Source organism: Flavobacterium ammoniigenes (genome assembly GCF_020886055.1).
Taxonomy (GTDB): domain Bacteria; phylum Bacteroidota; class Bacteroidia; order Flavobacteriales; family Flavobacteriaceae; genus Flavobacterium; species Flavobacterium ammoniigenes.
Genome location: NZ_AP025184.1, coordinates 885800 through 908254 on the forward strand (window position 1 = coordinate 885800; position 22455 = coordinate 908254).

20 protein-coding genes and 2 tRNA genes are annotated in these 22455 nt (G+C 36.1%); 10 read left to right on the plus strand and 12 right to left on the minus strand.

Annotation, left to right across the window (positions count from 1 at the left end):
* The first annotated feature begins 123 nt into the window (after positions 1-123).
* From LPC21_RS03965 to LPC21_RS03995, 7 genes are all read left to right on the plus strand, one after another.
* Positions 124-197 (plus strand) — tRNA-Asp (locus LPC21_RS03965).
* Between the two features lie 350 nt (positions 198-547).
* Entirely contained in the window at positions 548-1024 is a 477-nt protein-coding gene (locus LPC21_RS03970) for a hypothetical protein (RefSeq protein ID WP_229318211.1), read from the plus strand.
* Positions 1025-1048: 24 nt separating this feature from the next.
* Positions 1049-1600: a crossover junction endodeoxyribonuclease RuvC gene (gene ruvC / locus LPC21_RS03975; RefSeq protein WP_229318549.1), complete on the plus strand. Its 552-nt coding sequence runs from the start codon at positions 1049-1051 to the stop codon at positions 1598-1600.
* A 13-nt stretch (positions 1601-1613) separates the two neighbouring features.
* Positions 1614-2759 (plus strand): radical SAM family heme chaperone HemW, encoded by a 1146-nt coding sequence (gene hemW / locus LPC21_RS03980; RefSeq protein ID WP_229318212.1) that lies wholly within the window; start codon positions 1614-1616, stop codon positions 2757-2759.
* A 23-nt stretch (positions 2760-2782) separates the two neighbouring features.
* Positions 2783-3553: a cyclase family protein gene (locus tag LPC21_RS03985; RefSeq protein ID WP_229318213.1), complete on the plus strand. Its 771-nt coding sequence runs from the start codon at positions 2783-2785 to the stop codon at positions 3551-3553.
* Between the two features lie 21 nt (positions 3554-3574).
* Positions 3575-3946, plus strand: a complete 372-nt coding sequence (locus LPC21_RS03990) for an MmcQ/YjbR family DNA-binding protein (RefSeq protein ID WP_229318214.1) — start codon at positions 3575-3577, stop codon at positions 3944-3946.
* A 45-nt stretch (positions 3947-3991) separates the two neighbouring features.
* Entirely contained in the window at positions 3992-4642 is a 651-nt protein-coding gene (locus tag LPC21_RS03995; protein ID WP_229318215.1) for a PH domain-containing protein, read from the plus strand.
* A gap of 32 nt (positions 4643-4674) precedes the next feature.
* Here LPC21_RS03995 and LPC21_RS04000 read toward each other — a convergent pair whose 3' ends face one another.
* Together LPC21_RS04000 and LPC21_RS04005 are read right to left on the minus strand one after the other, a co-directional pair.
* Positions 4675-5061 (minus strand): DUF423 domain-containing protein, encoded by a 387-nt coding sequence (locus tag LPC21_RS04000; RefSeq protein WP_229318216.1) that lies wholly within the window; start codon positions 5059-5061, stop codon positions 4675-4677.
* A 10-nt stretch (positions 5062-5071) separates the two neighbouring features.
* A complete protein-coding gene (locus LPC21_RS04005; protein WP_229318217.1) occupies positions 5072-6460 on the minus strand; it encodes a dipeptidase in 1389 nt (462 codons plus the stop codon).
* A gap of 108 nt (positions 6461-6568) precedes the next feature.
* On the opposite strand from LPC21_RS04005, the gene LPC21_RS04010 reads away from it, so the two are divergent.
* Positions 6569-6650: transfer RNA gene (locus tag LPC21_RS04010), tRNA-Leu, on the plus strand.
* A gap of 36 nt (positions 6651-6686) precedes the next feature.
* Here the strand turns inward: LPC21_RS04010 and LPC21_RS04015 are convergent.
* The gene (locus LPC21_RS04015) at positions 6687-7409 is read right to left on the minus strand and encodes a hypothetical protein (protein WP_229318218.1); all 723 of its coding nucleotides are present in this window, start codon (positions 7407-7409) and stop codon (positions 6687-6689) included.
* Positions 7410-7527: 118 nt separating this feature from the next.
* On the opposite strand from LPC21_RS04015, the gene LPC21_RS04020 reads away from it, so the two are divergent.
* Positions 7528-9669 (plus strand): M3 family metallopeptidase, encoded by a 2142-nt coding sequence (locus tag LPC21_RS04020; RefSeq protein WP_229318219.1) that lies wholly within the window; start codon positions 7528-7530, stop codon positions 9667-9669.
* Positions 9670-9736: 67 nt separating this feature from the next.
* Here the strand turns inward: LPC21_RS04020 and LPC21_RS04025 are convergent, their stop codons facing one another.
* From LPC21_RS04025 to LPC21_RS04040, 4 genes are all read right to left on the minus strand, one after another.
* Positions 9737-10630, minus strand: coding sequence for a pseudouridine synthase (locus LPC21_RS04025; RefSeq protein WP_229318220.1), 894 nt, complete (start codon positions 10628-10630; stop codon positions 9737-9739).
* A gap of 113 nt (positions 10631-10743) precedes the next feature.
* A complete protein-coding gene (locus LPC21_RS04030) occupies positions 10744-11700 on the minus strand; it encodes a geranylgeranylglycerol-phosphate geranylgeranyltransferase (protein WP_229318221.1) in 957 nt (318 codons plus the stop codon).
* 24 nt (positions 11701-11724) lie between these two features.
* Positions 11725-12663 (minus strand): mevalonate kinase family protein, encoded by a 939-nt coding sequence (locus tag LPC21_RS04035; RefSeq protein ID WP_229318222.1) that lies wholly within the window; start codon positions 12661-12663, stop codon positions 11725-11727.
* An 8-nt stretch (positions 12664-12671) separates the two neighbouring features.
* Positions 12672-13763, minus strand: coding sequence for a diphosphomevalonate decarboxylase (locus LPC21_RS04040; RefSeq protein ID WP_229318223.1), 1092 nt, complete (start codon positions 13761-13763; stop codon positions 12672-12674).
* A gap of 72 nt (positions 13764-13835) precedes the next feature.
* Here LPC21_RS04040 and LPC21_RS04045 point away from each other — a divergent pair, with 72 nt between their 5' ends.
* Positions 13836-14312 (plus strand): TspO/MBR family protein, encoded by a 477-nt coding sequence (locus tag LPC21_RS04045; protein WP_229318224.1) that lies wholly within the window; start codon positions 13836-13838, stop codon positions 14310-14312.
* 31 nt (positions 14313-14343) lie between these two features.
* Here LPC21_RS04045 and LPC21_RS04050 read toward each other — a convergent pair whose 3' ends face one another.
* The 5 genes from LPC21_RS04050 to LPC21_RS04070 form a co-directional block, all read right to left on the minus strand.
* A complete protein-coding gene (locus LPC21_RS04050; RefSeq protein ID WP_229318225.1) occupies positions 14344-15561 on the minus strand; it encodes a BaiN/RdsA family NAD(P)/FAD-dependent oxidoreductase in 1218 nt (405 codons plus the stop codon).
* 78 nt (positions 15562-15639) lie between these two features.
* Complete coding sequence (locus tag LPC21_RS04055) at positions 15640-17298, minus strand: alpha-amylase family glycosyl hydrolase (RefSeq protein ID WP_229318226.1); 1659 nt, start codon at positions 17296-17298, stop codon at positions 15640-15642.
* A gap of 8 nt (positions 17299-17306) precedes the next feature.
* Positions 17307-19142, minus strand: a complete 1836-nt coding sequence (locus LPC21_RS04060) for a glycoside hydrolase family 13 protein (RefSeq protein WP_229318227.1) — start codon at positions 19140-19142, stop codon at positions 17307-17309.
* Positions 19143-19153: 11 nt separating this feature from the next.
* A complete protein-coding gene (locus LPC21_RS04065; protein ID WP_229318228.1) occupies positions 19154-20068 on the minus strand; it encodes an alpha/beta hydrolase in 915 nt (304 codons plus the stop codon).
* Positions 20069-20129: 61 nt separating this feature from the next.
* The gene (locus LPC21_RS04070) at positions 20130-22433 is read right to left on the minus strand and encodes a glycoside hydrolase family 65 protein (protein ID WP_229318229.1); all 2304 of its coding nucleotides are present in this window, start codon (positions 22431-22433) and stop codon (positions 20130-20132) included.
* Positions 22434-22455: the final 22 nt, after the last annotated feature.

Sequence of the window (22455 nt, forward strand, 5' to 3'; positions counted from 1 at the left end):
TTTAGCCTAGTTGGTTGAAAAACAAAACCTTGGTTGATTTCAAAACGAATTATTTAATTTTTTTTATAAAAACACTTGCGTAAACAGAAATCTGTTGTATATTTGCAACCGCAATTAAGCAGAGGTTTGGTAGTTCAGTTGGTTAGAATACATGCCTGTCACGCATGGGGTCGCGGGTTCGAGTCCCGTCCAGACCGCTAAATTGGGAAAAGCACTTCGTAAAGAAGTGCTTTTTTGCCCAAAAATGGTATCTAAGGCTAGTTGTGTTGTTTGGTCGGCCTTGTAAGCTGACCGGGTTTAGTAGTTAGACCGATGAAAAGCTTTCCAGAAATTCTGATTTTCAGAACTAAGGATAGCTTTTTTGATTTAGAAAGGTACTAAATCGTTATAGTTAGCTCTTATCTGTTTAAAAGAACATCTTCTCTTACATTTTTTCACTTGTTTTTTCTATTTTCATTCTTCTATCAAGATTTGTAACTTTATAGCCCTTCTCAAATAAAAATAATTGTATTTTTATACCCAATTAGTTCCAATCAAATACAATACATTGAAGCATTATTTTCTTTTATTACTTTTTCTTTTGTTTAATTCTTGTCAGTATTTTGGGAAGCAAGTGCCTACTGAACAGGAATTGTTGGCCAAAGAGTTAAACGAAATCAATTGGAAAGAAGTCGATGAGTTTCCTTCGCTAGTTGATTGTGAGAAAATTGAGAATAAGACCCAGCGCCAACAATGTTTTTTCGAAATTTTAACTCAGTTAATTCAAGAAAAATTAAGTGTTGATACGCTTTCGGTTTTGTATCCAGAATTAGATACTATAGAAGTAAAAGTCACTGTCTTTCCAAATGCAACACTGCAATTTGAACCTCAGTTTCCTAAAGATTCGGTGGCCTATGATACTATAAAAATTGACAGTATTTTAAAAGCTCGATTGGTTGATTTCCCGAAAGTAAATCCTGCTATCAAACGCGGTATTCCGGTTAAAACCCAATTTATTCTTCCGGTTATTCTAAAAGTAGAGTAATTGCTACCTGTAAACAATCCTCCATTGGCAAACGAACGCATCATATTAGGAATAGACCCAGGAACTACCATTATGGGTTTTGGATTGATTAAAGTAGTCAATAAAAAAATGGAGTTTTTGCAATTGAACGAACTACAACTATCCAAATACGACAATCATTACCAAAAGTTAAAAATCATTTTTGAACGTACTATTGAGTTGATTGAAACCCACAATCCAGACGAAATAGCGATTGAAGCTCCTTTTTTTGGAAAGAATGTGCAATCAATGTTGAAATTAGGACGAGCGCAAGGAGTGGCTATGGCAGCTGGTCTTTCACGCGGAATCCCTATTACAGAATACGAACCCAAAAAAATTAAAATGGCCATTACCGGAAATGGAAATGCCAGTAAAGAACAGGTTGCTAAAATGCTCCAACAATTATTAGGGCTTACAACTTTGCCGAAAAACTTAGATTCTACTGATGGATTAGCTGCTGCTGTTTGTCACTTCTTTAATTCGGGTCGAGTAGAAATTGGGAAAAGCTATTCGGGTTGGGATGCTTTTGTGAAGCAAAACGAAGAACGAATCCGATAAATTACAAATTAAAATGTCAGGAATCTATATTCACATTCCATTTTGTAAACAAGCCTGTCATTACTGCGACTTTCATTTTTCGACTTCGATGAAGAAGAAAGAGGAAATGGTTTTGGCTTTAGCCAAAGAATTGCAGTTGCGTAAAGACGAATTTCAATTCGATGCTGAATATCCATATATCGAAACTATTTATTTTGGAGGAGGAACCCCATCTGTATTGAATGTAGAGGATGTCCGATTATTGATTGATACAGTGCGCCAAAATTATCCGGTGTCCCAAAACCCTGAAATTACTTTAGAAGCCAATCCAGATGATTTATCGGAAGAAAATTTGAAAGCATTTGCTGCAATCGGGATTAACCGACTTTCGATTGGGATTCAATCTTTCTTTGAAGAGGATTTAGAGTTGATGCATCGTGCACATGATGCGGCGCAAGCCAAAAAATGCCTAGAGTTAGCTACCCGATATTTTGACAATATTTCTTTGGATTTAATTTATGGAATTCCTGGGATGACAAACGAAAGATGGCAACAAAATATTGAAACGGCACTCTCTTTTGGAATACCACACATTTCCAGTTATTCCTTGACGGTAGAACCAAAAACGGCCTTAGATAAACTTATTCAAACAGGCAAAATTGCTTCGCCTAAGGATGAAGTAGCTCAAGAGCATTTCATAATTTTGGTTGAAACGCTTGAAGCCAATGGGTTGCTGCATTATGAGTTGTCTAACTTTGGTAAAGAAAATTATTTTTCTCGTAATAATTCGGCTTATTGGTTAGGCAAAAAATACATTGGAATTGGCCCTTCGGCTCACAGTTATGATGGCGTTTCTAGGAGTTGGAATGTTGCTAATAATACTTTGTATTTGAAAGCAATTCAGAAGGATGAATTACCAAATGAAGCTGAAATATTAACTCCAGAAGATCGCTATAATGAATACATCATGACCGGATTACGAACAATCTGGGGTGTTTCTTTAGTTCGAATCGAGCAAGAATTTGGCACAGATTATTTGAATTATTTGGAACAACAATCACAAAAATTCATAGCTGATGGTTTGCTTATTATTACTGATGGTATTTTGAAACCAACATTGAAGGGTAAATTTTTAACTGACGGAATCGCTTCTGATTTGTTTTACTTAAATTTGGAATAGTCTAACCGTAGGGTTAAATAATTATGAAAGCAACAATCAAAAATTTCGAAATTGACTTATCAAAACCCATAGATATTTCGCTTCCAATAACAAATGACGAGCACAATCCGATTGCTTGGTACCAAAACGCACCTGAAATTCAACCGGTAGTAATGGGAGATTGGATTGGTAAAGTTTCAGAAGGACAATCGTCTACCAATTTCAACAATCTATTTTTTAACCCGCATGCGCATGGCACGCATACTGAGTGTTTGGGACATATTACGAAAGAGTTTTATAGCATCAACCAATGTTTGAAGCAGTTTTTCTTTGGGGCGACATTAATTACCGTTCAACCCGAAAAAGTAAGTGAGGACGAAGTAATTTCAAAAGAGCAGATTGAAAAGGCATTGAAACTTTTTCATGACTCAGAAATGAAATCAGAAGCTATTGTAATTCGGACATTGCCTAATGAGGTTGCCAAAAAATCATTCAAGTATTCCAATACCAATCCGCCCTATATGTCTGAAGAAGCCGCATTGTTTCTTCGCGAAAGCGGAATCCAACATTTGTTGATTGATTTACCTAGTGTTGATAAAGAAAAAGACGGGGGGAAGTTAGCCGCACACAAAGCCTTTTGGAATGTGACAGATGTCAACCAATTGAATAAAGGTGCGAGATTGAATTGCACCATTACCGAGATGATTTTTGTGCCTAATGAAGTTACTGATGGGAATTATGTGCTCAATTTACAAATCGCTTCTTTTGAAAATGATGCGAGTCCGAGCAAGCCCATTTTATACCCAATCCAATAAAATAATTAATTACACTTTAGTATGAACTTGGACTATTTTTACGAATTTTGTCTTTCTAAAAAAGGAGTTACTGAACATTTTCCATTTAACGAAGATACGCTGGTACTAAAAGTAGGCGGTAAAATGTTTTTATTGAGTTCGCTAAGTTCATGGGAAAATGGAAGTCCGCAGGTCAATTTGAAATGTGATCCAGAAAGAGCGCAAGAATTGCGGGCTGAATATGACGGAATCCAGCCAGGATATCATATGAGTAAAAAACATTGGAACACAATTAGCATCAATAAAGATGTATCAGATGCTTTGGTCAAAGAGTTAATTGATCATTCGTATGAGCTGGTTTTTACTAGTTTGCCCAATAAAATAAAAAATGAAATCCTGACAATAGAAAATTAGGTAGTATATTTACTTTCACTAAAATAATTCCCAAATAAAGCAATTATGAATGAGCAACTTAAAAAGTTTTTAAACGAAGAACAAGATCCTAAAGCCATCGAAAAAGTCATGTCAAAACTGAATGATTTGTTGATGAAAAATGAAGAAATTGGATATATTGCGGTGCAAAAAAAACCAGCTATTACGGTTTTGCCAGATAGTATTGTAGTGACGAACAAGCGAATCATTATTTGCCAACCGAAAAATTTAGGGCTTTCGATGAACTTTACGGATTATTCTTGGGACGAAATTGAAAGTACTTTTGTGAAAGAAGGAATTTTGGGTTCTGATTTTTCATTCGTTACTAAAACAGCTATTTCGGTGACAATAGAGTATATTCCGAAAGTTCAAGCGAGAAAGATGTATGCTTTTGCAAAGGAACAAATCGATGTGTTAAAAGGTGGATTAAGTTCTACTACTAACTCGGCAGTGGAAGAAATAGAAACAGAAGAAGTTAGTTCATTTGCAGAGATTATGCCATCTCAAACCCCTTCGTTTTCGGAATACAGCACAATGGATGTAGATAAACCACTAAATGAATTGTCCTCAGATGAACTTTTTGAAAAGTTGCAGAATTATAAAAAACTACTCGATAATGGATTGATTTTACAAGGCGAATATGATGCTTTGAAAAAGGAAATTCTGAGTTATATGTAATAAAAAAGCGGTTTCAATTGAAACCGCTTTTTTTATTTTCTTGTTTTTAAAATCGAATAACCGAGCATTCCCCATGCGAGTATCAGTAATAATCCGCCTATTGGCGTTATGAATCCGATGGATTTGAAACTAACACCTGTTATTCCCGTCGTGGACAACAGATAAATTGATCCCGAAAAGAAAAGAGTTCCTGATAGGATTAGTGTAAAGATTGTTTTTTTAGTTTTCTCCAAAATATCCTTTTGAGTGCCTAAAAAGAACAAAAAGAACGCTTGGTACATTTGGTAACGCACCCCTGTTTCAAAACTAATTAATTGTTCTGGAGTGAGTACTTTTTTTAAAGCGTGTGCGCCAAAAGCACCTAATATTATGGCAACCAATCCTATAAAGGCAGCAGTTGCCGTGATTTTTTTATTCATAATAGACCAACTATTTACTTAATTCTACAAAATACTTGTAAAATAACGGAATGGTTTCGATTCCTTTCAAGTAGTTAAATATTCCAAAATGTTCGTTTGGTGAGTGAATGGCATCGCTATCCAATCCAAATCCCATCAAGATGGTTTTACTTTTCAATTCTTTTTCGAATAAAGCTACAATTGGGATACTTCCGCCGGAGCGAACCGGAATTGCAGGAACGCCAAAGGTTTCGGTGTAGGCTTTGTTGGCAGCTTGGTAGCCAATACTGTCTATTGGTGTAACATAACCTTGTCCACCATGATGAGGTGTTACTTTTACCGTTACGCCTGCAGGAGCAATACTCAAGAAATGATTGGTAAATAATTCAGTGATTTGTTCCCAATCTTGATTCGGAACCAAACGCATCGATATTTTGGCGAAAGCCTTACTTGCAATAACTGTCTTAGCGCCTTCACCGGTGTATCCACCCCAAATTCCATTCACGTCAAGTGTTGGACGGATTGAGTTTCTTTCGTTGGTTACATAGCCTGTTTCGCCATAAACAGCATCTATGTCTAAGGCTTTTTTATAGTTTTCCAAACTAAAAGGGGCTTTGGCCATTTCGGCTCTTTCAGCAGCAGAAAGTTCTTCTACATTGTCATAAAATCCCGGAATAGTAATATGATTATTTTCATCATGAAGCGAAGCAATCATTTTGCTTAGCACATTGATTGGATTAGCAACAGCCCCACCATACAATCCAGAATGTAAATCGCGATTGGGTCCTGTAACTTCGACTTCAACATAACTCAAACCACGAAGCCCTGTCGTAATGGAGGGTTGTTGATTTGAAATCATTCCAGTATCCGAAATTAAAATCACATCATTTTTTAGTTTTACTTGGTTGCGTTCTACAAACCAACTCAAACTTTTGGAACCAATTTCTTCTTCGCCTTCAATCATGAATTTTACATTGCAGGGCAAACAATTTGTGCTAACCATAAATTCAAATGCTTTGACATGCATGTACATTTGTCCTTTGTCATCGCAAGCGCCACGCGCAAAAATAGCACCATCAGGGTGAATTTCGGTAGTTTTGATTACAGGTTCAAATGGAGGGGAAGTCCACAGTTCCATAGGATCTGGGGGTTGTACATCATAATGACCATACACTAAAACAGTAGGTAAATTAGGATCGATTATTTTTTCGCCATAAACGATAGGATATCCAGGAGTGTCACAAATTTCAACTAGATCACAGCCCGCTTTTTCCAAGCTTGTTTTTACGGCATCGGCGGTGTCAAAGACATCTTGAGCGTAAGCAGTATCGGCACTTACTGATGGAATTCTTAATAATTCAATTAATTCGTTGATGAAACGCTCTTTATTTTTCTGAACGTAAGACGCAATATTTTCCATAAATAGATTTCAGATTACACCCTCAAAAGTACAAAAAAGGAGTGAAATATTTTTGTTTAATTTGCTTTGAAAATTAGAACTTATGTGTATATTTGCACCCACAATTACGCGGATATGGTGAAATTGGTAGACATGCCAGACTTAGGATCTGGTGCCGCAAGGCGTGTAGGTTCGAGTCCTATTATCCGCACAAAAAAAGCTTCTCAATTGAGAAGCTTTTTTTATTTTACAATGTACCCAGGAATAAGGCAATTTTGCTAAGATCGGTTTCATTATCAAAATCCAAATCGTTCGATTTAATGAAATTTGTTATTTGATCTTTAAAATTCGGGAAGCTATTGATTAATTGTTTTTTATTTTCAGGAAAAGCTATAATTGGATTATTCTTGATGCCAATAAAATAACGTGCCTTCATCCGAATTAATTTAGGTTGTGTTGTTATTTCAAATGAAGTCATGGCCTCTTTGCCTGGAAGTAGTTCAATTTTATCTCTTCTAAATAAGGTGATTTCATTTCCAGAAGCAATTTCAACAAGATAGCCATTGCTTTCTTTTTTAGAAGTACCCCAATAATTGACTAAGCGTAATTTATATGCTCCGCGATTTATTAGAATGGTATTGAATTCACTTTCTTTTTTCAAAGCATAAATTTCATTTGCACTTTTTTCTACTTCAATTTCATCCGCATAGGCATTGTATCTCATGTTGAAAGTATGTTGTATACCCACGATTTCTGAAGGGGTAAAAGCTTCAATTATATAAGGGCTGCCATCTATTTTCCTATCATTTAAATATCCTTTTCTATATTCTGAAATTTGATTTAAAGAATTGAACATCGGGGCAGTAAAATTTTTATCCCCACTATTTAATGGGGTTCCGTAATTTTTAAATTCTTGAGCTGAAGTAATAAAAGCACACAATAAAACAAATGGTAATAGCAACTTTTTCATATCGAATTGGGTTATAATGACTTTGGCTAAAGTAATTATTTTTATTTTATTCTCTTTTCATTTTATAAGTAATTGTTTGTAGTATTTGATTAAATTTACTTTTTTAATTCTCCAATTTATGATACAAAAAACTTTATTTGTTTGTCTAGTCATAGGAAGTATGCTAACCGCAAATGCACAAGAAATGACCACTATGAACCCATTTTTCCAGGCGTATAATACGTCATTTAATGTTCCGCCTTTTGATCAAATTAAGAACGAACATTTTAAACCCGCTATTTTAGAGGGTATTAAAAGGAATGCTGCTGAGATTGATGCGATTGCAAATAATACAGCCGAGCCTACATTTGAGAATACAATTTTGGCAATGGAAAATGCGGGAGAGTTATTATCAAATGTCAACACCGTTTTCTCTAATTTGAATTCGGCTCACACCAACAAAGAAATTCAAACTATAGCCAAAGAAGTTTCTCCCAATTTATCATCACACCGCGATAACATCTATTTGAATGAGAAATTGTTCGCAAGAGTGAAAACACTTTGGAACAAAAAAGAAACCTTAGGATTGAATTTAGAGCAAGCTCGAATTTTAGATAACGCCTATAAAGATTTTGTTCGTTCTGGCGCTAATTTGTCTCCTTCAGAGAAAGAAACGCTTCGAAAAATTAATGGAGATTTGTCTTTATTGAGTTTGAAATACGGCCAAAACATTTTGGCGGAGACCAATAAATACCAATTGGTCATTACGGATCAAAAAGAATTAGCAGGACTTCCTCAAAGTATTATTGATGCGGCAGCGGCCGATGCTAAAGCTAAAGGAAAATCAGGAAGTTGGGTGTTTACTTTAGCCAATTCAAGCGTGATGCCCTTCTTGCAATACAGTGCCAATAGAAAACTGCGTCAAGAAATTTGGAATGCTTATCAAACGCGTGCTAATCACGATGATGAAACGGATAACAAAGCCAATGCGATTCAGTTAGCCAATCTTCGTGGACAAAAAGCACGTTTGTTAGGATATGCGTCCCACTCTAATTATGTATTGGAAGAATCTATGGCCAAAACACCAGAAAATGTCAATAAATTATTGAATGATTTATGGAAACCTGCTTTGGAAAAAGCCAAAGTAGAAGCTGCCGACATTCAAAAAATGATGGCTAAAGACGGGATTAAAGGACCGGTGCAACCCTATGATTGGCGCTATTATACAGAGAAAATCAGAAAAGAACGATTTGATCTAGACGAGCAAGAATTGAGTCCGTATTTTAGTTTAGAACTGGTAAGAAACGGAGCTTTTCAAGTGGCGCAAAAATTATATGGATTACAGTTTAAAGAATTAAAAGACATTCCTAAATACCACGAAGCAGTAACTGCTTTTGAAGTTTTAGAAGCTGACGGAACTCATGTTGGGGTACTGTACACCGATTTTCATCCACGTGAATCCAAAAGAGGTGGGGCTTGGATGACATCATATAGAAACCAAAAAACAGAAAATGGCATTCGTAAAGCACCAGTAGTTTCGATTGTGTGCAATTTTACAAAACCAACAGAAAACAAACCAGCGTTATTAACTTTTGACGAAGTGACAACGCTATTTCATGAATTTGGGCATTCTTTACATGGTTTGTTGTCCAATGTAACCTACAAAAGTTTAGCTGGAACAAGTGTGCCAAGAGATTTCGTTGAATTGCCTTCGCAAATTATGGAAAACTGGGCAGCAGAACCGGAAGTACTTAAACTATTTGCTAAACATTATCAAACTGGCGCTGTGATTCCCGATGCTTTAATTGCTAAATTGAAAAAGTCAGGAACCTTTGATCAAGGTTTTGGAACTACTGAATATTTAGCTGCATCATTATTGGATTTGGCATACCATTCTCAAACTAAAGACATCACCATTGACGCCAATACTTTCGAAAAACAAGCCATGAATAAAATTGGCTTAATTGAATCTATTATTCCAAGATATAGAAGTACGTACTTCAGTCATATATTTTCGGGGGGCTATTCTTCAGGATATTACAGTTATATCTGGTCTGGAGTTTTGGATACTGATGCTTTTGAAGCGTTTAAAATCACTACTCTTTTTAATCCTGAAAAAGCGAAGTCTTTCCGAAAAAATGTTTTGGAAAAAGGTGGAACAGAGGATCCAATGGTCTTGTACAAACGTTTTCGTGGTGCAGAGCCAAGTATTGAGCCCTTACTACGAAAAAGAGGCTTAGACAAGAAAGAAGAAACTCCTGTTAAAAAGTTTAAAGGATAATCATAGTCTAAAAAATAAAAAACCTGCCAAGTAATTGGCAGGTTTTTTTATGAATTGAATTTGATAACTAAACGTTTTTCAAATTAATTATTTCTTGTTCTGTAAGCATTCGCCAATTGCCTCGCGGTAAATTCTTTTTGGTTAAACCTGCAAATGCGACACGATCAATACGCAATACATTGTAATCGAAGTTTTCAAAAATAGCACGAACTACTTTTACATTGGAAGAACGTAATTTAAGACCGATTTCACTCTTAGGTTCGTTATCGATATAACTTACTTCTTCTACAAATACACGGTGTCCGTCTAAAACTAAACCTTTACTAATTTTTTCTAAATCTTCGTATTTCAAATTTTTATCTAAGGAAACTTGGTAGATTTTAGATGATTTTTGATTAGGTAAAGTAAATTTTCTAATCATATCCGTGTCATTGGTAAACAATAACAATCCAGTAGTATTTTTATCCATTCGACCTACGGCGCCAATTTTGGCAGTGGTAGCTCCACGAACCAATTCCAAAACATTACGAAATTCTTGGCCTTCGTCAAGTGCTGTTGTAAAGTTTTTAGGTTTGTTCAAAAGGATGTATTCTTTTTTCTCTGGCGTTAATTGGACTCCGTCAAAATTAACTGTATCGGTTATTTTTACTAAATACCCCATTTCAGTTACAGGAACTCCATTTACTTTTACATTCCCTGATTGGATGTAAATATCGGCATCGCGTCGAGAACATACTCCTGAGTTTGCGATGTATTTATTCAAACGAATTTCGTCAGCCGCCTTGGCTCTTTTAGGCTCTTGATTTGGTTTTTTAGCTACTTTACTAGCTTCTACTTCAGCAACCTTTGTGTTGATTTTAGCCTTTTTAGGACCCTGCGCACGCTTTTGCATCGCTGGCTTTGGCTTATTTGAATTGGGTCTAGAACTATTGGTTCTTCCACCACCTCTATTAGTATTCATGATAATTGGTAATTTAATGCTGCATTCGGACGAAATTGTCCTTCAGCCTGCAAAGATAGTATTTATATCCTTGAGAAACGATTTTAGCATCAAAGAGTTGAAATCAGCAGTTGTTACATAAAATGCAACAATCGTTTTCCGTGCCACAAAACGGATGGATTAATTAACACGATACAAAAGACTCCGGCTACAATGAGGAACTTTAAAACATTATGCAATCGAAGAAATTGTTCTTTTTGCGTTGCTTTTTGTAAAGCCAAAACAAAGAAGAGGAGTACAATTAAACAACCGTAAAAGTAAGTGTCCATATAACCTACATCGTAAATTTCAATTAATATATACACAGGAAGAACTGTAGCAATAATTAAAACCGAGATTATATTTTTCGAAAATTTTTCACCATAAACAATGGGGATAGTTTTGTAATTATTGGCTAAGTCCCCTTTTAGATTTTCTAAATCCTTTATCATTTCTCGAATGAGTAATAACAAAAATAAAAAGCTAGCATGAGCAAAAATTACTGCCAATTGATTGCTGTAGTTTTCAATTGCTTCAAATGGGATTTGGTTGTAATAATATAAGAGGATGGCAAAAAAAGGCAATACCGCTAAAAAGGCCGACATTAAATTCCCGATAAAAGGCTGTTTTTTTATTTTATGGGAATAGAACCAAATCAGGAAAATGTACACTGAAAAAAATAGAAAGGCACGCCAGGAAACAAATAAGGCCATTAATGCGACTATGAAATTGAGCGTGAAATAGACATTCAGTTTGGTTTTTTGACTCACCAATCGATCGAGCATGGATTTATTAGGGCGATTGATTAAATCTTTTTTACTGTCGTAAAAAGAATTGATAATATAACCAGAGGCAATTGTCAAACCTGAAGCAAAAACCAAGATAAATAAATTAAAGTCGAGTAGAACGTTTAGCGCTCTTTGCTCAGGTGCCAAGATAAAAACGGCTGATAGGTATTGCGCTAAGATAATAATGGGAATGTTGTACCCTCTTACTACAGAGAACAAGCTGATAATTTTCTTAATCACCAATTTGTTCGCTTTGCTTAGCATGGTAAGGTTATTAAATGATTGGAATTAGAATTGGTATACCACTTCTAATTTGTAGTCTTTCAGAGAAGTTTTGGCACGTTCTAAATCTTCGGTAAATCCTAAGATATAGCCACCGCCACCTGAACCACACAATTTTAAATAGTAGTCATTGGTATCAATTCCTTTTTGCCAAATCGCGTGAAATTCTTCTGGGATCATCGGTTTGAAATGGCTTAAAACTACTTTAGATAGTTTTTTAGTATTGGCAAACAATGATTTAATATCGCCACCTAAGAAATTCTCTACACACGAATCCGTATATTTTACAAATTGTGTTTTAAGCATGTTTCGGAAACCTTGGTCTTTCAAATTTTCCATGAAAATATTTACCATTGGAGCAGTTTCACCTACAATTCCAGAGTCGATTAAGAAAACCGCTCCTTTGCCATCTAGGCTTTGTGTTGGAATGCCCGTCGCTTCAATATTGTCTTTGGAGTTGATTAAAATTGGGATGCTTAAATAACTGTTTAACGGATCTAAACCAGAACTTTTTCCATGAAAAAAGCTTTCCATTTGAGAAAAAATGGTTTTTAATTCTAACAATTTTTCACGAGTTAGGTTTTCTAAAACGGTGATTTTATGTTGGGCATATTTGTCGTAAATAGCTGCAACTAAAGCACCGCTACTTCCCACTCCATATCCTTGCGGAATGCTGGAGTCAAAGTACATACCTTTATTTACATCTTGTTCTAAAGTAACTAAATCAAATTGTACTAGAGTAGGCTGTTCAACGGCTAAATTTTTCAAATGCGCCACAAAACGTTTCAAATGTCCGTTAGAGGTAATAGCTTCTTCCGAAGGATTTTTGTCGGTTTTTAAGGCACCGTTATAAAAATTATAGGGAATTGAAAGTCCTTTGGAGTCTTGAATAATTCCGTATTCTCCAAAGAGTAATATTTTTGAATAAAATAAAGGTCCTTTCATACTGTTGATTAATCAATTAATTGACTGCCATTTCCAATTTGATCACAAATATACTGACCATTTTGACAATAGCCAACTAATTCGTCCTGAATAAATTGCAAGACTTTTTCTTTCACTTGATATGGGTAGAGAACATGAACGTTAGCACCGGCATCTAAGGTAAAACAAACAGGTATTTGAGTTGCATTTCTGAATTGCCAAATACGATTGATAATTTCTAATGTATTCGGTTTCATTAAGATAAAATATGGCATCGAAGTCATCATCATGGCATGTAGTGTCAAGGCTTCGCTTTCCACAACAGCGATGAACTGTTCTAGATTTCCCGATTCAAAAATAGCAATCAGTTGGTCTAAATTTTCATGTGCTTGTGTAAATCGTCTTTCGGCAAATGGATGGTGGTGCATCAAATCGTGACCCAATGTGCTAGATACTTGTTTTTCGCCTTTATCTACTAAAAGTATCGTGTCTTGGTAATTCTTGAAAGTATCATGAATTGTGTGTGGAAATTCTACTCCAAATAAATCCGAACTTCCAGGAATATTCGCTTGATTACCCCAAACTACTAGTTCTCCTTTAACACTTCGACAGGCGCTACCCGAACCTAAACGTGCTAGCAAAGAGGCTTTTTGGTAAAAATACGCTTCGGTCATTGCAGGATTCAATTCCTTTTCCAAACTCATTAAATTCATGGCTAACGCTGCCATTCCAGAAGCCGAAGAAGCAATTCCGGAACTGTGTGGAAAGGTATTTTGAGTATCAATTGTAAAATGATAGTCTTTCAAAAAAGGCAAATAGATTTCAATTCGCTCTAAAAACTTTTGAATTTTGGGTTTAAAATCTTCTTTTGGCTTTCCTTCAAAAAGTAAGTCAAAAGAAAAAGTCGATGGGTCTTGATTCTGTTTTTTGGCGAAAGCCAATTGGGTAATGGTTTTACAATTATTCAAGGTAAAACTTACCGAAGGATTCGCGGGAATTTGATTTTCTTTTTTCCCCCAATACTTTACCAATGCAATATTACTTGGCGCCGACCATTGAAAAACACCCTGATCAATCGAATGGGTATAGGGAGCTGGAATAAAATCGTTTGCTGTGGCCATGAATCAAAATTTTAGCAAAGATACTTTTTTTGCTGAATTGGTTTTGACTAAATTTGATTCAAAATAAACAAAATGAATAAATTCTCTCGTGTTGCCATTGTTGTTGTTATTTGTTTAGTAGTGGGCTATGTGTCTGGTATGGTCACCCGTACTTCAATAACCACTTGGTATCCTACTTTAGTCAAACCTAGTTTTAATCCTCCCAATTGGATTTTTGCTCCGGTTTGGACTTCGTTGTATGTGATGATGGGTGTTGCAGCGGGATTCATTTGGAATCAAATTACAACGCAAAAAGTAGCAGTTACTAAAGCCTTGCAAATTTTTGCCATCCAATTGGTATTGAATGCGCTTTGGTCGTATTTATTTTTTGGATTGCACAATCTGATGTTGGCAACTATCGAAGTAGTTTTGCTTTGGCTTATGATTTTTGAAACCTATTCTCAATTTGCTAAAATTAACAAAACAGCGAGCTATTTAATGCTGCCGTATTTGGCTTGGGTAAGTTTTGCTTCGGTATTGACGGCTAGTATTTGGTGGTTAAATAGGTAGTTGCCTTTCTAGTTTGTAAGCAATACCATTTTTATAATTCTGCTATAGCATTCGCTACAATAAACCCAGATGTCCAGGCATTTTGGAAGTTAAAGCCACCTGTAATGGCGTCTATATTGACGATTTCGCCAGCAAAATATAAGTTAGGATGTAATTTACTTTCCATAGTTTTGAAATTAATTTCTTTCAAATCAATGCCGCCCGCTGTGACAAATTCTTCTTTAAAAGTACTTTTGCCGTTGACTTGAAAAATCCCTTTAGTAAGTTGGTTGGCTAGGTTTTGCAATTGAATTTTGGATAAATCAGCCCATTTGGTTTCTGCACCAATTCCGGAAGCGAGAACCAAACTTTCCCACAACCGATTTTGCACTTCCAATGGCGATTTTTTGGCTACTGTTTTTTTGGCATGTTCTTGTTTGAGTTCTTTCAAAAGAGTTTCTGCTTCTTCAGTATCGATATCGTTGAGCCAATTCACTTCTATCGCAAATTGGTAGTTTTTATCGTGTAAGATGCGTGCTCCCCAAGCCGATAATTTTAAAATGGCAGGACCGCTCATTCCCCAATGGGTAATTAATAAAGGGCCTGTTGACTCTAGTTTGCTGCCTATTACTTTGACGTTCACTTGAGTTGCAATACCCGGTAATTCCTTAATTCGAGGATCTTTGACATTAAAGGTAAATAGAGAAGGAACAGGTGTAATTATAGCATGGCCGAAGGTATGCAACATATCCCAAATTTTCGGATTGCTTCCAGTAGCTAAAATCAATTTTTCGGCTAGATAATTTTCGGTTTGTGTTTCAATTTTCCAGCAATTTTCTTTTTTGAAAATGGATTGAACACTTTGTCCTGTCAAGATGGTAATGCCTAATTTGTGACTAGCATGTAAAAAACAATCGATGATGGTTTGTGAAGAATTGGAAACAGGAAACATTCTACCATCGTCTTCAATTTTAAGTTCGATACCATGTTTTTCAAACCATTCGATGGTATCACCAGAACAAAATTGATGAAACGGACCGCGTAGTTCTTTTTCACCCCTGGGATAAAATTTCACTAATTCGTTGGGATCAAAACAGGCATGAGTGACATTGCAACGACCTCCTCCTGAAACCCGCACTTTGGAAAGTACTTCTTTCCCGCGTTCTAGAATCGCCACTTTGAGTTTAGGATTGCGCTCTACGATATTGATCGCCGAAAAAAATCCAGCAGCGCCACCTCCCACAATTAGTATATCAAAGTTTTGATTCATTTATTGATTTTGAACGACAAAGTTAAGAATAAAAAAACGCCTTTATTCTTAAAGGCGTTGCTATAATTGAATTGTATTTTATTTTTTTAATTCCAAAAGAACCAAATCATATTCTGAATCAACTGTTACTTTTCCATTGGTAACAACCGCCTCTTTTCCAGAATAAGCATCTATTAGTTTAGCTCCATTTTGAAAGATAGTTCCGGTTGGAATCGTTTTTTTGCCTTTGGTTAGATCCAATCCTACAACTACTTGATCCGTGTAATTTTCTTGAAAAAAAGTACGACTAAACACATAAGGACTAGCTGAAATTTTTTGATGAACACCAGCTCCTACTGCAGGATGATTTTTTCGAAATTGACCTAATTTTTGCCAGTGTGCCAAGGTTTTTTGAGTAGTTGGGTTGTTTTTGATATCCTCCCAATTCATGAATGAACGCAAAGTCGCATCGCCTTTAGTTCCTTCAATTACTAAATTACGGCCTGATTCGTCTCCGTAATAGACTTGTGCCGTTCCAGGAGTTAGCAATAATTTGGTAGCACTTTCAAAAGTTTTTTCTCTTTTACCATCAAAAGGAGTGGAGTCGTCGTGAGAAGAAACATAATTCAATACCCCAAATCCTTTTAACTCTTTTTGCAATGTATTGGAGTAGTAAGAAAACAAACTTTCGTAGTCTTTTTTGGCTTCGTTTTTAAATTCAAAATTGATTAAACTATTGAATCCATTAGCAAAGTAGTTTACTTTTTTATCGCCAAAATCATAGTATAAACCACCGCTAATGTTATAACCAGAAACTTCACCAGTAGTGTAAAAAGCTGTGTTGTCCAATACTTTTGCAGGATTATTTTTCTTCCAAGTTACAAAAGCATAGTCGCATTGTTTTTTGAATTCGGCCCAAACACCTTCCTCCAAATGTTTTGTAGTATCAGCACGGTAACCGTCAATTCCGTATTCAGTAATGTAATCCGTCAACCATTTAATAATATAGTATTTAGGTGCTCTTGGGTAACCAGTACGCGCAAAGAACTCGTCTAATTCTTTTACTTCTTGTTCGTAGCGACCTTCTTTTTTCCATTTTTCGACTAAAGCTGCAGGCAATTCTACGTTTTGTTCGCTCTCCGTTAGAATGTCTGGAAGATTGGCAACTAAGGTACAAGCCGTAGTATTTTTATAATTTTTATAATCGCAAGCTGGAGATGTTCGTACCCAATTTTCTGGCCAAACGGCATCTTGTGGTGTAACAGGACCGGTGTGATTAATTACCCCATCAAATACGATTCGAATACCGTGTTGGTGTGCTTTTTCAACCATGTTTTTTACTTCTTCAGGAGTGCCAAAGTTAGGATCTAAAGCAGTCCAGTCTTTGGCCCAATACCCATGAAAACCATAGCTATATCCAGTTCCTTCATCTGTTCCATCGTGAATTTGCTCCACTAAAGGCGTCATCCAAATCGCATTAATTCCCAATTGGTCAAAATAGCCTTCTTCAATTTTTTGAGTTATTCCTTTAACATCACCACCCATGAAACCACGTAATTTACCTGTTTCTTTATTTCGGTTGTAATTGCTATCATTGCTTGAATCTCCGTTGTTAAAACGGTCGGTCAATAAGAAATAAAGATTGGCTCCTTCCCATACAAATGGAGTGGAGTTCGTTACTTTTTTAGTTTGCGCTTGAGTTGCATTTGGCACAACGAATGCCGCCAAAAGGGCAACTAATAGAATATTTTTTTTCATGGTATTCATTATTTAAGTTCTAATATTAAAGCTGATTTGGCCTCAATATTAATGTTGTTTTTAAGGTTAATTATTTGTCCAGTAATCACATCTTTTCCAGTTGAATAATTCTGAGTGTTTTCTCTAAAACGAGCAACGTTTACTTCTTGTTTTTCATCCGAATTGTTCAGCAAAACCATAACACTTTCCGAATCATTGTATCTAAAATAAGTGTAGACATTGTTTTCAGGAACAAAATGTGTAGTTTTTCCTGTATGAATCACTGATTTTCCTTTCCTCCAGTTGAATAATTGCGCTGTAAAATCATAATACTGTTGTTGTTCCATGGTACGACCCACAGCAGAAAAAGCATTGTTAGTATCGCCTTTCCATCCCCCTGGGAAATCGTGACGAATATCGCCATCCCCTACATTTTTATCCCCTTTCATACCAATTTCAGAACCGTAATATAATTGCGGAATCCCACGAACTGTAGCGACCAAACTCATGGCCATTTGGTATTTTTTAAAATCGCCTTGGTATATTTGGTTAAAACGACTGGTATCGTGATTTTCGGCAAAAACCAAGAGATTATTGGTGTTTGGATATAGGAAATCATTCGTAAAATTTTCATATACTTTGATAATTCCTTTGTCCCAATTGGCTTTACTTTCGTTAAAAACACCTCCGTTAATAGCATCATGTAAGGTAAAATCCATTACCGAAGGCAGGTTGGAATTGTAGCTTTGGATCGCTCCAATTTTACTGTCTTTTTGCCAATAAGCCATTTGCGCTTGATCGTGCATCCACACTTCTCCTACAATATTAAAATGCGGGTACTCGTCGGTAATAGCTTTAGTCCAAGTTGCAATACCTTTCTTATCGCAATACGAATAAGTGTCTACTCTAAAGCCGTCTAAGTCGGCATATTCAATCCACCAAATAGCATTTTGAATTAGGTAATTTAATACTAATGGATTCGACTGATTCAAGTCGGGCATCGATTTGACAAACCATCCGTCCATGCACATGGCAGCATCTGTTTTGGATGCATTGGGATCAAATTGAGATGTCATTCTATAATTGGTTTGTTTAAAACCTGGAAATTGATGAATCCAATCGTAAGTTGGTAAGTCATTCATCATCCAATGTTTGTACCCCCAATGATTCGTCACATAATCCATAATATTTTTCATGCCGCGTTGGTGTAATTCGGCACTCAAACGAACATAATCTTCATTGGTTCCAAAACGGGAATCGATTTTGTACACATCGGATTGACCGTAAGTATGGTACGAACCTCTTTCGTCATTGTCTTCGCAAAGTGGAGTAGGCCAAATGGCAGTGGCGCCTAATGACTTGATGTAATCTAAATTATTGATGATACCTTCGATATCCCCACCGTGTCGACCGTCTTTATTGGCACGATTGGCTTTTTCAATCGTTTCTTTGGTGCTGTCATTATTTGGGTTGCCGTTTGCAAAACGATCGGGCATCAACAAATAAACCATGTCTGAGCTATCAAATCCTTTGCGAAAGCGGGAATTTTCTCTTCTTGATTTCAAGCTATAAGGCTTTGTAAAGGCTACTTTTTTATTTTTGGAAAACGAAAAAACAAGCTCTTGTGCCGGTTGATTTTTAGTGTCAATCGTTACAAATAGATAGTTAGGATTTTCTGTTTTCTGAATGGTTTTAATCACCACTCCATTGGAAACAGCTACTTCATTTTGGGCAATATTTTTTCCGTAAAACATAATCTGTACTTCTGATAGATTCATGTCGGCATACCAAAACGGCGGTTCCACTCGATCGATTTGAGCAAATGCAAAGCTTGTGGTCAGTAATAAAAAGAGAAACTTTTTCATAGAAGTAAAATTTATTTTTTTAATAAAAATTGCAAAGGAATGTGTAGACGTTCTGCCCACGATTTTTCGGAATGGTCTTTTCCATCAAAAAATTGGGTCGACCAATTGGTGTTGGTAAAACCTTTTTTCTGCATAAGAGCATCTACTTTTTTCTGTAACTCAGGATACAACGCATCTAGTGTTTTATTGCCATAATCGAAATAGATTTGGTGTGTTTTTGGATTGGGTAAATGGGACTCCATATACTTTATAAAAGCGTTTGGAATAGGGTTATTCTCAGAGGAAAATGTTCCAGGCCAATGGGTTGAAATACAAGCAGCACCGCCAAAAACTTCCGGATATTCGCAAATGGCATACATGGAAATTAATCCGCCCATACTGGATCCCGCAATAACAGTATTTTCTTTGTTTTTTATAGTAGCAAAATGACTATCGATATAGGGTTTTAATTCGGTCACCACAAATTTCAGATACAAATCGGAGATAGGATGAAAGATTTCTTTTGTCCTTCCAGCTTTTTGTAATTGTGCCGTAATCGTGTCTTTTTGTGTTTGATTTAAACTTTCATAGGGCTTTTGCGGAAAATATTCAGGATGGCGTTTTTGTGAATTATTCCAAATACCTACTACAATGAATTTTTTGATCTTGCCTTCTGAAATCAATTTTCCAGCTACTTCATCCACTTCCCATGATTGCTTGTTCCAAGTTGTGGCTGCATCGTACAACATTTGTCCATCGTGCATATACAAGACAGCATATTGTTGTGTGTCAGAATACCCATCCGGCAGCCAAACATCAATAGTTCTTGAATCAACATAGTTGGATTTAAAGTTGTCAATGCGCTGCACTTTGCCAGAACTCACTTGAGGACTTTGAGCTTGCATTTGCATGGAAAGTAAAACGATTAATAGGATTATTTTTTTCATTGTATCTCAATTAAAAACCCTTTTAGAATTATCGTCTAAAAGGGTTTCTTACCATTTTTGTTTAAACCGTAACTGCAGCATTTGCAGCTACAGCAATTTCTTTTCCATTAACGACAACTGTAATAGCGGTGTTACCCTCTAAAGCAATTTGAGTTGCTTTTTGATCAACCGTTACTTTTACAATTTGGTTTCTGAAATTAATTTTGAAGGAGTATCCTTCCCATTCTTTTGGAATTTTTGGCGCAAAATGTAAGCTGTTATCCTTTACACGCATACCGCCAAAACCTTCAACAATGCTCATCCATGTACCTGCCATGGAAGTGATATGACATCCTTCTTCTACTTCTTTGTTATAATCATCTAAGTCCAAACGAGAAGTTCTCAAATAGAAAGTATATGCCATGTCCATTTTATCCAAAACAGCTGCCTGGATGGAGTGAACACAAGGTGAAAGCGAACTTTCATGAACCGTAAACGATTCGTAGAATTCAAAATTATTTTTCAATTGTTCTTTAGAGAAATGATCTTCAAAGAAGTAAAAACATTGCAAAACATCGGCTTGTTTGATATAAGGCGAACGTAAAATTCTATCCCAAGACCATTTTTGGTTGATCGGGCGTTGACTTCTGTCTAAATCGGCAACGCGAACTAATTCTTTATCCAAGAATCCGTCTTGTTGCAAATACACTCCCAATTCTTCTGATTGCGGGAAGTACATATTATCCGCCACTTTTTTCCAATCTTGTAATTCGGCATCGGATAAATTTACTTTTTCGATAACGCGTTTGTGATCAGATGGGTATTCTAAAGATACTTTCTGAATTTGTTCAGCCGCATAATCAATACACCATTTGGCAATGTAATTAGTGTAGAAATTATTGTTGACATTATTTTCATATTCATTTGGACCGGTAACTCCTAAAATCACATACTGATTTTTATGGGTTGAGAAAGTAGCTCTTTGGTGCCAAAAACGAGCAATACCAATTAATACTTCCAATCCTTTTTCAGGAATATAACTATAATCTCCTGTAAAACGGTAATAGTTAAAAATGGCAAAAGCGATTGCACCATTTCTATGAATTTCTTCGAAAGTAATTTCCCATTCGTTATGGCATTCTTCACCGTTCATGGTTACCATTGGGTACAAAGCGGCGCCATTAGTGAATCCTAATTTACCAGCATTTTCTATGGCTTTGTCCAATTGGTTGTAACGATAGGTCAATAAATTACGAGCCACTTCTTGGTCTTTGGTTGCCATATAGAAAGGAATACAATAGGCTTCAGTATCCCAATAGGTAGAGCCACCGTATTTTTCTCCGGTGAATCCTTTGGGGCCAATATTTAAACGAGAATCTTTTCCTAAATAGGTTTGGTTCAATTGGAAAATATTGAAACGGATTCCTTGTTGTGCTTTCACATCACCTTCGATAGTGATATCTGACATTTCCCAGATTTTAGCCCAAGCTGTTTTTTGTTCTTCTAAAAGGACATCATATCCTTTAGCTAAAGCCAATTTAATTGCATTTTCAGCTGCAGATTGGGTATTAGCATGATTCATAGAAACGGTATAGCCACCAATTTTTTGAATCGCTGAGGTTTGTCCTTGTGCAATTACGGTTTCGTAACTGTGTTGGATTTTTTCGTTAGTCGCATCTATGGCTACTGGAGAAATATTTTCGTTTTTTCCATTGGCCCAAATGCTATTGTGCATGAAAGTAGTTGCTTTGAAATGCGTCTTGAACGTTTGAGCCGTTACAAAAGCTTCATTGCTTCCTTTTTTCACTTCCAATGGTTCCCAAAATTTTTCTTCCCAGTTCGCATCTTCATTGGTTACACCTGCGTCGATGAAGGGTTTGTATACAATTTTGGCATCTTTATTTATAGGAGAAATTTCATAATTGATCATTCCCACTTCGTCCAAATCGATTGATAAGAAGCGTTTTACATTGACTGCAATCTCGGTTCCGTTTTGCAAAGTAGCTTCAAAAGAACGTTGGTACCAACCTTCTTTCATATTCAATTCACGGCGGAATTTTCGAACAGAAGCACATTGATGTAAATCTAAATTTTCTCCATTGATTTCAATATCGATTCCAATCCAATTGGGTGCATTCAATACTTTGGCAAAATATTCTGGATAACCATTTTTCCACCAGCCCACTTTGGTTTTGTCTGGATAATAGATTCCGGCAATATAAGATCCTTGAAAGGTTTCGCCAGAATAGGTTTCTTCAAAATTGGCACGTTGCCCCATGGCACCGTTTCCAATACTAAAAAGACTTTCGGATGATTTTACTCTTTCTACATCAAATCCTTCTTCAATAATCGACCAGTTGTCTGGTTTAATATAATCTTGATTCATTTTGTTAATTTGAAAATTTGAA

Coding starts and splice junctions, on each gene's coding strand:
- hemW (WP_229318212.1), top strand. CDS start 1,614: ATGTCAGGAATCTATATTCACATTCCATTTTGTAAACAAGCCTGTCAT.
- LPC21_RS03985 (WP_229318213.1), top strand. CDS start 2,783: ATGAAAGCAACAATCAAAAATTTCGAAATTGACTTATCAAAACCCATA.
- LPC21_RS03990 (WP_229318214.1), top strand. CDS start 3,575: ATGAACTTGGACTATTTTTACGAATTTTGTCTTTCTAAAAAAGGAGTT.
- LPC21_RS03995 (WP_229318215.1), top strand. CDS start 3,992: ATGAATGAGCAACTTAAAAAGTTTTTAAACGAAGAACAAGATCCTAAA.
- LPC21_RS04000 (WP_229318216.1), bottom strand. CDS start 5,061: ATGAATAAAAAAATCACGGCAACTGCTGCCTTTATAGGATTGGTTGCC.
- LPC21_RS04005 (WP_229318217.1), bottom strand. CDS start 6,460: ATGGAAAATATTGCGTCTTACGTTCAGAAAAATAAAGAGCGTTTCATC.
- LPC21_RS04015 (WP_229318218.1), bottom strand. CDS start 7,409: ATGAAAAAGTTGCTATTACCATTTGTTTTATTGTGTGCTTTTATTACT.
- LPC21_RS04020 (WP_229318219.1), top strand. CDS start 7,528: ATGATACAAAAAACTTTATTTGTTTGTCTAGTCATAGGAAGTATGCTA.
- LPC21_RS04025 (WP_229318220.1), bottom strand. CDS start 10,630: ATGAATACTAATAGAGGTGGTGGAAGAACCAATAGTTCTAGACCCAAT.
- LPC21_RS04030 (WP_229318221.1), bottom strand. CDS start 11,700: ATGCTAAGCAAAGCGAACAAATTGGTGATTAAGAAAATTATCAGCTTG.
- LPC21_RS04035 (WP_229318222.1), bottom strand. CDS start 12,663: ATGAAAGGACCTTTATTTTATTCAAAAATATTACTCTTTGGAGAATAC.
- LPC21_RS04040 (WP_229318223.1), bottom strand. CDS start 13,763: ATGGCCACAGCAAACGATTTTATTCCAGCTCCCTATACCCATTCGATT.
- LPC21_RS04045 (WP_229318224.1), top strand. CDS start 13,836: ATGAATAAATTCTCTCGTGTTGCCATTGTTGTTGTTATTTGTTTAGTA.
- LPC21_RS04050 (WP_229318225.1), bottom strand. CDS start 15,561: ATGAATCAAAACTTTGATATACTAATTGTGGGAGGTGGCGCTGCTGGA.
- LPC21_RS04055 (WP_229318226.1), bottom strand. CDS start 17,298: ATGAAAAAAAATATTCTATTAGTTGCCCTTTTGGCGGCATTCGTTGTG.
- LPC21_RS04060 (WP_229318227.1), bottom strand. CDS start 19,142: ATGAAAAAGTTTCTCTTTTTATTACTGACCACAAGCTTTGCATTTGCT.
- LPC21_RS04065 (WP_229318228.1), bottom strand. CDS start 20,068: ATGAAAAAAATAATCCTATTAATCGTTTTACTTTCCATGCAAATGCAA.
- LPC21_RS04070 (WP_229318229.1), bottom strand. CDS start 22,433: ATGAATCAAGATTATATTAAACCAGACAACTGGTCGATTATTGAAGAA.